This is a genomic window from Weizmannia sp. CD-2023 (genome assembly GCF_036225245.1).
GTDB lineage: Bacteria > Bacillota > Bacilli > Bacillales > Bacillaceae_C > Weizmannia > Weizmannia faecalis.
The window spans coordinates 1-1,747 of sequence record NZ_JARTJQ010000008.1; the positions used below are offsets into that span (position 1 = coordinate 1).

Below are 1,747 nucleotides of genomic sequence, written 5' to 3' on the forward strand. Positions count from 1 at the left end.
AATAACAAGGCCCACTTTGGTTTTGAACAATACAAACGCCTCCCAGACGTTATTTTAGGCTTGTATTTATTTAAGAATAACATATATGAATTCGCTGTCAATATTCCAAACTTTCATTTCAGACATACGCTTAGTTAAATACCTTATGGTTTAAACGGAATTATAGATACCTTGGTTGGAAGAGAAAGTTAAATTAGACGCCAAGAGAGTTATAGAAATAGTTTCCTAACTTCCTGTTATTTTGGTTGGCAGCAATGTCTTCCAAGTAAATAGCTAAATCCATTTATTCAATGGGACATTGAGAGAACGCTATCTGAAACACTGTTCAAGAAGCGCGAGAAAGTAACTGAACTTGAAACAAGCCATCAGGATGTCTCAACTCCTCTTATTCATCTTTGTACAGAAATATTACGGCAATTTACGCACTTCGGAAAATACTACTGAGCTAGGAGAGCAACCGAAGCACGGCAGCCGAAAGTGTACAAAAAGAGTGTCCTGAAATACTCGATTTTTAAACCTTATCGAGAAAAACTTGACACATATAACTCTAAATTTAGTATTTTCAATTAGCTTAATATGATACAATTTGTTTTTGGTGGGACAATTCCCGTATAAGCTATACGGGAATTGTCCTTTTCCTTTCTCTAGAGATAAATACGAGGAAATGAAACTCGTCAAATTCCAGACAGGCAATACAGTCAACTTACGTCTATTTTTGGATGTAAGGAACATATTATAAAATCTCGTAAAAGAGAGTTCTAAGGTAAATTACAACATTGACAAGCTTTAATACCATATTTTGATGCTAGTGCATTCTTTGCATTTTTTAACTCCTTAGAGTACTCCAAACAAATGTTTTGGTAAAGTTCTTTTTGAGATATATCGCAATCCTCTATGCACTTCGACATTTTTAATAAATCAATTTTTAGTTGATTATATTTTTCCAGCTCTTCTTCAATACTCATTTATTACACCTCACTCTAAGAGTAAAGGTGGTACCCGGATTTGAACCGGGAAATGAAGGTTTTGCAGACCTTTGCCTTTACCTTTTGGCTATACCACCGTTCATCATATAAAGTGAATGCATTTGCATGAAATGAAACTATATTTTCTTGAAAAAACTCAAAAAAAGAGGTATAGCTTTCTTGAAACAAATATTTCGCTTGCTTAAGTACAAATTTACCTTAATTTTTGAATGAACTTTATCTAAAATGATATCTTCTTATTTTTGAGGGATTTTCTATAGAATTCTATTTAATTCGACATTTTTAAAGTTTCCACCTGCAATGTATTATTCGACTTTATCTTCGAAATTTTATGTTATAAGTGTTGATAGATCATACCTGCATCCTTACATCTAAAAATTGAAAAATTTCTCCTCGGAGCCGGAATTTAAAACAGCTCTGAGGAGTAAAAATTTTTCGGGATAATTTAAATATACTTCCCAAAAAAGGGGCTAAATATGTAATAATTTAAATAATGAGAGCTTACTAGACGAATATTTGGCAATGCTTACTGACAAATCGGATAAGCTAAAATTCGATTCGTTCAGCAAGCCCTAATTAAACTTCGCTGTTTTGAGGAGGTTTTTACTTTGGTTACCAGAAAAGAAAAAAGAAATCGTGAAAAAGAAGCAAATTATTTTTTCGAGTTCCTTAAAATTCAGAAGCACTTTTTCAAAGATCTGATGAATAACCTAAAAAAGGTAGCAGACCACCGACATCAAAGCTATACCACTTATGGTCCA

1 protein-coding gene and 1 tRNA gene are annotated in these 1,747 nt (G+C 32.9%); both read right to left on the reverse strand.

Annotated features, from left to right (window positions below):
• Positions 1–758: 758 nt before the first annotated feature.
• Positions 759–965, reverse strand: a complete 207-nt coding sequence (locus P9687_RS01350) for a hypothetical protein (RefSeq protein WP_035191069.1) — start codon at positions 963–965, stop codon at positions 759–761.
• 25 nt (positions 966–990) lie between these two features.
• Positions 991–1,063 (reverse strand) — tRNA-Cys (locus P9687_RS01355).
• Positions 1,064–1,747: the final 684 nt, after the last annotated feature.

Coding starts and splice junctions, on each gene's coding strand:
- P9687_RS01350 (WP_035191069.1), bottom strand. CDS start 965: ATGAGTATTGAAGAAGAGCTGGAAAAATATAATCAACTAAAAATTGAT.